This window comes from Affinirhizobium straminoryzae, from assembly GCF_007004135.1.
In the GTDB taxonomy this organism is placed as follows: Bacteria; Pseudomonadota; Alphaproteobacteria; order Rhizobiales; family Rhizobiaceae; genus Neorhizobium; species Neorhizobium straminoryzae.
In genome coordinates this window covers 54,219-60,404 of sequence record NZ_VJMG01000048.1, presented here as the reverse complement: position 1 = coordinate 60,404, position 6,186 = coordinate 54,219, and the positions used below count along the sequence as shown (strand labels likewise).

5 protein-coding genes are annotated in these 6,186 nt (G+C 63.7%); 3 read left to right on the top strand and 2 right to left on the bottom strand.

The annotated features are described in order from the left end of the window. On the top strand, positions 1 to 303 hold a 303-nt coding region (locus tag FNA46_RS17150; protein WP_143126430.1), incomplete at its 5' end, for an HAD-IA family hydrolase. A 127-nt stretch (positions 304 to 430) separates the two neighbouring features. Here the strand turns inward: FNA46_RS17150 and FNA46_RS17145 are convergent. Further along, entirely contained in the window at positions 431 to 2,293 is a 1,863-nt protein-coding gene (locus tag FNA46_RS17145) for a L,D-transpeptidase family protein (protein ID WP_425468775.1), read from the bottom strand. Between the two features lie 559 nt (positions 2,294 to 2,852). Here FNA46_RS17145 and fumC point away from each other — a divergent pair. Both fumC and FNA46_RS17135 read left to right on the top strand, forming a co-directional pair. Next, positions 2,853 to 4,241: a class II fumarate hydratase gene (gene fumC / locus FNA46_RS17140; RefSeq protein WP_143126429.1), complete on the top strand. Its 1,389-nt coding sequence runs from the start codon at positions 2,853 to 2,855 to the stop codon at positions 4,239 to 4,241. Positions 4,242 to 4,482: 241 nt separating this feature from the next. Next, positions 4,483 to 5,556 (top strand): GGDEF domain-containing protein, encoded by a 1,074-nt coding sequence (locus tag FNA46_RS17135; protein ID WP_143126428.1) that lies wholly within the window; start codon positions 4,483 to 4,485, stop codon positions 5,554 to 5,556. A gap of 4 nt (positions 5,557 to 5,560) precedes the next feature. Here FNA46_RS17135 and FNA46_RS17130 read toward each other — a convergent pair whose 3' ends face one another. Beyond that, positions 5,561 to 6,169, bottom strand: coding sequence for a pyridoxamine 5'-phosphate oxidase family protein (locus tag FNA46_RS17130; RefSeq protein ID WP_143126427.1), 609 nt, complete (start codon positions 6,167 to 6,169; stop codon positions 5,561 to 5,563). Positions 6,170 to 6,186: the final 17 nt, after the last annotated feature.

The following is a 6,186-nucleotide window of genomic DNA, read 5'->3' as shown; positions in this document are numbered from 1 at the left end:
TTGACCAGGCGCTTCGCCGCGATCACAGGCGGCGATACCTTCCCCGTGCGCAAGCCCGATGCCCGCCATCTGCTCGGCACCATCGAACGCGCAGGCGGCGACCCCGCCCACAGCCTCCTGATCGGCGACAGCATCAACGACATCATGGCCGCCAAGAATGCCGGCATCGGCTCGGTCGGCGTCACCTTTGGATACTCCGATGTTCCCGTCGCCACGCTTGCGCCGACCCGGATCATCAGCCATTTCGAGGAACTGACGGCAGATCTGGTGGAAACGGTGATTGCGGAGGCATCGGCAGCCTGATTGTCTCTGCCGGACGAAGCGGGGCGAATCGAAGACACGACGCCCTGCGGATGTTCGCCCATTCCCCAAAACGCAAAACGCCCGCAGCTCATCACCGCGGGCGTTGTGTCATCCGTTCTCGAAAATCTCAGGCGCCGCGCGCCTTGCTGGTGGCGGCAAAGGCTTTTTCCACGGCGCTGTCGCGGCCATAGACGTCGTCAAAGAACTCGACCTTGCCGTCCTTGTTCGGCCAGGCCGTGAAATAGGACACGTAGACCGGGATCTTCGCCGTGACCGGAACAGCCATGTTCTTGCCCTGGGCGATACGGCCGGCGAGATCCTGCTCGGTGATGCCGAGGACGGCAGCCGCCATCTTGCGCGGTTCGGCAAGGCGCACGCAACCGTGGCTGAGCGCGCGCATATCCCGCTGGAAGAAGCTCTTCTGCGGCGTATCATGCATGTAGATGGCATGCGCGTTCGGGAAGAGGATCTTCAGTTCGCCGAGCGCATTGTCGCTGGACGGCGGCTGGCGCACGGAGACGGACTGGGTCGAAGCGAACCAGTTGACGGCCGTGGAGGACACCGCCTTGCCGCCGACTTCCACCTGGTAACCCATGCGGTCGAGATAGCTCGGGTCCTGGCGCAGCTTCGGCAGCATCTCGTTGATGATGATCGACTGCGGCACGCCCCAGTAGGGGTTCAGCTCCACGGTCTTGATCTCGTCATGGAAGAAGAAGGTCTGGTGGCTGGGCGACCCTACCACAACACGCATCGAGAACTGCTCGCGGCCCTGATCGTGATAATAGACGCGGAAGGCCGGCTGGTTGATGAAGACGTAGCGGTCGCCGAGCGTATCCGGCAGCCACCGCGTCTGCTCCATGGCAATGACGACCTTCTCGATCTTGTCGTCGGTCGAATGGCCGGCAATGGCACGCACGGTGGCGGGACCGACCACACCGTCTGCCTTGAGGCCGGCTTCCTTCTGGAAGCCCTTGACGAGTTCGACCAGGTCCGGACCGTATTCCGGCGTCTGGCGATAAGCGGCAAGCGTCGCCGCATGCGTCGTCTTCAGCGTGTCGGAGGCCCGGCGCTCGATGGCGGCGACGAGATTGGCAAGATCGGCGCTGCTGTTGCCGGGCTTCAGCACCAGATTGTCGGGCAGTCGGGCGACCTGCGGGGCATTGCCGCTTTCGGCGCGCAGGCGCGTCAACTCGGCCTTCAGGGCCAGATATTCCGGGCTCTTCGGTTCCAGGCCCTGCAGATAGGCCACCGTATCCGGTGCGGTCTGGATGAAGGGCAGCACCAGATCGAGCTTGGCGTCGCGGCGCTTCAGGTCGTGATATTCGGAGATGCGGTTGGGATCGATGCGACCGCGCACCATGTCCTGCGCAAACAGCACGACCTTGGCAGACATGGCGAGTTCGAACTGCATGAGGTCGCGGTCGTGCTGGTCGCCGGCAACGACGGGAGCAGGCGCAGCCGGCGTTGCCACAGGGGCAGGCTGGGTCGCATCAGCGGGCTGGGCGGTCGCTGCGCCATCCGTGGACGCCACGGGCTGGGCGGCCGGGATCGCGGATGCGTCCGCGACGCTTGCCGTCGTCATAGAGGGAACCGGCAGCCTGTAGTCGGCAGGGTCGAAGCCGTAGTCGGCGGCCTTGTCGAACAGGGCAAGAACCGCACGGGCACGCTCGCTGACATCCCCCTTTTCCACCCAGAGCGGTGCACCACCCTTGGCGTAATAGGCTTCGACGGCGGCAGCGACATCAGCCGGTGCGGATACGCGGGCGGAGGCGAGGAATCGCGTCGCATCGGCCGCCTGCGCGGCCGGGAAAGCCTGCGCCTTGATCTGGCGCATGGCGTCGGTGCGGTAGGTCAGGTATTTGGGTGCGGAGACCTTCGGCAGCGGCTCGGGATCGCTGAGATCGATCTCGCGCTGGGTGGGAGCGGGACGCGCCTGCCCCTCCACCTGCTCCTGCACGCTGTCGCGGGTCTTGCCACGCAGCATGTCCATGAGGGTCAACGCGTGGGCATCGACAGCCCCCATGCATGCGGAGGAAATGCCCGAAAGAAGGGCAAGTGCGAGTCTGGTCTTTTTCTGGGAGTGCGACAATGTTCGTCCCCGTCACCTTGTAAGCTATGAATCAGCGAGCCTTGAGCCTGTTGCGCATGTCTCTAATGCAAGCTCCGCGCCGTGGAAAGCAAACGAATGACGGGGCTTCAGTGCCGATGGCAGCACGGGCTTCGCCATATCGTTTCCAGAAGATTAAGAAACCATTCGTTAAATTTTTACTGACGCGGCAAATTCCGGCCTTCACGCTGGCGTGACACCAGCAATCCAGACCGCAACTTTATCGCCGGGCGTTGCAGCGAGGGCACGCCCCGGTCCCTCCGCTGGGCACAGGAGCGCCTCCGGAGTACGAAATCAGGTGTCAGTATAACTACCGCATCCGCCCTTCGCAGTGCTTGCAGTCGCCCCCCATTCGTATAGTAATTCGCCGCGAGCTTGCACGCGACCGTCGGCCCCGGGCTGCGGTTCCCGTGCCACCTTTCAGTCATACAGAGGCTTGACGATGACCACCCGCACCGAAACCGATACCTTTGGCCCGATCGAGGTCGCCAGCGACCGTTACTGGGGCGCCCAGGCGCAGCGTTCCCTTGGCAATTTCAAGATCGGCTGGGAAAAGCAGCCGCTCTCCGTGGTGCGCGCGCTCGGCATCGTCAAGCAGGCGGCGGCCCGCGCCAACATCGCGCTCGGCGGGCTTGACGCCAAGATCGGCGAGACCATCATCGCCGCCGCGCAGGAAGTCATCGACGGGAAGCTCAACGATCATTTCCCGCTCGTCGTCTGGCAGACCGGTTCCGGCACCCAGTCGAACATGAATGCCAACGAGGTGATCTCCAACCGCGCCATCGAGATGCTGGGCGGCGTGATGGGCTCCAAGAAGCCCGTGCACCCCAATGACCACGTCAACATGAGCCAGTCGTCGAACGATACCTATCCGACGGCCATGCACATTGCCTGCGCCGAACAGATCGTGCGTCACCTGATCCCGAGCCTGAAGCACCTGCATGCCGCTCTCGACGCCAAGTCGAAGGCCTTTGCCCATATCATCAAGATCGGCCGCACACATACGCAGGATGCGACGCCGCTGACACTCGGCCAGGAATTCGGCGGCTATACCGCCCAGGTCGCGTCTGCCATCAAGCGCCTCGAAATCTCGCTGGCCGGCCTTTATGAACTGGCCCAGGGCGGCACCGCCGTCGGGACCGGCCTTAACGCTCCGGTCGGCTTTGCCGAAAAGGTCGCCGAAGAGATCGCCAAGATCACCGGCCTGCCCTTCGTCACCGCGCCGAACAAGTTCGAGGCGCTCGCCGCCCATGACGCGATGGTCTTTGCCCATGGCGCGATCAATGCCGCCGCGGCAGCCCTCTTCAAGATCGCCAACGACATCCGCTTCCTCGGTTCCGGCCCGCGCGCCGGTCTTGGCGAACTGGCGCTCCCGGAAAACGAGCCCGGTTCCTCGATCATGCCGGGCAAGGTCAACCCGACCCAGTCGGAAGCCATGACCCAGGTCTGCGCCCACATCTTCGGCAACCATGCCGCCATCACCTTTGCCGGCAGCCAGGGCCATTTCGAGCTCAACGTCTACAATCCGATGATGGCCTACAACTTCCTGCAGTCGGTGCAGCTGCTCGGCGATGCCGCCGTCTCGTTCACCGACAATTGCGTGGTCGGCATCGAGGCCCGCGAGGACAATATCAAGCGCGGCGTGGAAAACTCGCTGATGCTGGTGACGGCGCTGAACTCCAGGCTCGGCTATGACGCCTGCGCCAAGATCGCCAAGACCGCGCACAAGAACGGCACGACGCTGCGCGAAGAGGCCGTCGGCGGCGGCTACCTGACGAACGAAGAGTTCGACCAGTATGTCCGCCCGGAAAACATGATCGGCCCGAAGTAAGCCGCAGCACGCCATCTTCTGCCGGGCGGCCCTGTCCTGCCCGGCAGAACCCTGTCGCGCCCACCGCCGCGATATTGCTGAGCAAGAACCTCAACCCCTGCTGGCAACACCCTGATACCAAAAAGCTTTGAGATCGCGTGCGGCATGGGTCGCAGCGCGGTTATATTCAGTTTTAATGGTTTTCACATCAATTGCCGCTAATCATCGTGCCGGAACCAGCCAGCAGCTCCGGAGTGGCAGAATGACGTCGGCCGTGGCGCACAAGGCGCAAGCCTCCGATATCGCGACGCAGATCATGCACGCCATGCGCAGCATGGGCGTGGCCGCCATTCCGCGCAATTACCAGCTGTTCTATGAGGCCTACATCGGCACCAATCCGGCGCTCACCCGCGAGCTTTCGCTGTTCGCCCTGCGTGCGCCGCGGCAGGAGGAACTGGATGCGCTGGCAGCAAGCCATCTCGGTCACAATGGGGCAGCGCTGGTGGAGCGCGCCCAAAGCCGGCTTCAAGGCGAGCTTGATGCGCTGCTGACCCTGCTTCGGCAGGAGCATGCCTCTCTCGAAACCTACAACCGGCTGCTCGGCGAAACCGCGAGCCGCATCAGCGCCAAGAGCACGCTGTCGGTCGATCTCCTGCGCAACGTCATCGACATTCTGGCCGCCGCCACCGACGAAACGCTGGCGAACGGCGAGAAGACGGCCGAGGGCGTTGCCCACCATTCCCAGGAAATGGAGGAGGTCCGCCGGGAACTCGACGAATACAAGCGCATCGCCAACACGGATTCGCTGACGCGGCTTGCAAACCGTCGCGCTTTCGATGAGCGGCTGGCTGCCATCTATGACGAGCCCATGCAACTGCCCGTCACGGCGCTGGTGCTCGCCGACATCGACAACTTCAAGCGCATCAACGATACGCATGGCCATCCGGTCGGCGACAAGATCCTCGCATCCGTCGGCGCGATCATCCGCTCCAGCCTTGCCAGGGATATGTTCGTCGCACGCACCGGTGGCGAGGAATTCGCCGTCATCCTCGAGCACAAGACGCCCGAGGAGGTGATGGCGATCTGCGAACGCATCCGCCGCGCACTGGAAAGCCGTCCATTCCGCAACTCACGCACCGGTGTCGATTACGGACCGGTTACCGCCTCGATCGGCTTTGCCATGGGCTCGCAGGCCGCCGATCCCGGCGAACTTTACGTGCGTTCGGACATCGCCCTTTACTGCGCCAAGCACGGTGGCAAGAACCGCACGGTGCTGTTCGAGGACGGCATGCGCAAGGAATATTCCGGCAAGGGCTGGCTGATCTACCAGCAGTGAAGGCTCACCACATCGTTGCCGCGGCGCGGGCGGCCCATTCGCGGTCGTAGGTTTCCTGGTCGAAATCCGCCTTGGCGGCCTTCAGCATGGCGCCGGGCGTCGGCAGGCTCTGCGGATCGAGGAAGCGCTCGGGGTTCCAGAGTTCCGCCCGCATCACCGCACGCGCGCACTGGAAATAGACCTCGTCGATCGTGGTCACGATCACCGTGCGGGGATGCTTGCCATCCATCTCGAAACTGGCAAGCAGCGCCGGCTCGATCGAGACGACAGCACGACCGTTGATGCGCATCACGCTGCTCGAACCCGGAATGAGGAACATCAGCGCCACGCGCGGATCACGCACGATGTTCATCAGCGAATCGACGCGGTTGTTGCCGCGCCAGTCCGGCAGAAGCACCGTGCGTTCGTCCGCGATGCGCACCACACCGCCGAGATCGCCACGCGGCGAGCAGTCCAGCCCTTCCGGACCGACGGTTGCCAGCGCCACGAAGGGCGAGGCCTCGATCATCTGCCGGTATTCCTCCGTCAGCCGCGGCGTGACCTTGGCAAGGGAGGCTTCCGAGCAGCCGCTGTAGATCTCGCGCAACTGTTCCGGGCTGGTGATGATCGACATGAGGTCCTCCTGCTGGC

Bases quoted from the DNA above. Each gene is read 5' to 3' on its own strand.
- FNA46_RS17145 (WP_425468775.1), bottom strand. From the start codon at position 2,293: ATGGACATGCTGCGTGGCAAGACCCGCGACAGCGTGCAGGAGCAGGTG.
- fumC (WP_143126429.1), top strand. From the start codon at position 2,853: ATGACCACCCGCACCGAAACCGATACCTTTGGCCCGATCGAGGTCGCC.
- FNA46_RS17135 (WP_143126428.1), top strand. From the start codon at position 4,483: ATGACGTCGGCCGTGGCGCACAAGGCGCAAGCCTCCGATATCGCGACG.
- FNA46_RS17130 (WP_143126427.1), bottom strand. From the start codon at position 6,169: ATGTCGATCATCACCAGCCCGGAACAGTTGCGCGAGATCTACAGCGGC.